This window comes from Mesorhizobium sp. M7A.F.Ca.CA.004.12.1.1 (assembly GCF_003997835.1).
Taxonomy (GTDB): domain Bacteria; phylum Pseudomonadota; class Alphaproteobacteria; order Rhizobiales; family Rhizobiaceae; genus Mesorhizobium.
In genome coordinates, this window is sequence record NZ_RZRK01001437.1 from 1 (window position 1) to 622 (window position 622).

1 protein-coding gene is annotated in these 622 nt (G+C 64.3%); it reads left to right on the top strand.

Going from position 1 to position 622, the window contains the following annotated elements:
• The coding region (locus tag EN984_RS36900) for an alpha/beta hydrolase (protein ID WP_164766037.1) at positions 1-520 on the top strand (520 nt) is incomplete at its 5' end.
• Positions 521-622: the final 102 nt, after the last annotated feature.

Below are 622 nucleotides of genomic sequence, written 5' to 3' on the forward strand. Positions count from 1 at the left end.
GGGCTACACCAATTCCGGCCCCGACCATTGGCAGAGCCGCTGGCAGTCGAAACTGTCGACGGCGCGCCGCGTCGAACAGGCCGAGTGGTCGAAGCCGGTTCGCGAGGACTGGACGGCGAGCGTTGCCGAGGCGGTCAACGAGGCCGAGCGGCCGGTCGTCCTGGTGGCGCACTCGCTCGGTGTCGCCGCTGCAGTGCAAGCCATTCCGCAGTTCCGCAAGCCGGTTGCCGGGGCCTTCTTCGTGGCACCTCCCGACGTCGCCAATCCCGAGATCAGGCCCAGGCACCTGATGACCTTCGGCCCCTATCCGCGTGAGCCGCTGCCCTTTCCCTCGATCGTGATCGCCAGCCGCAACGATCCGTTCTGCGCCTTCGATGTCGCGGAGGATATCGCCGGCGCCTGGGGTTCGCTGTTCATCGATGCCGGTGAGACCGGTCATCTCAACCCGGATTCAGGTTTTGGTCCTTGGCCCGAAGGTTCAATGACCTTCGCCAAATTCCTGACGGATCTGAAACCTTGAGCGTCTTCAGGACCCGATCGAATCGCGGACGCTCTTGATCAGCGTTTTTGCCCCAAGCCCGATCAGCGAATGCTCGGAGCCCATGGCCAGCAGGCGATAGCC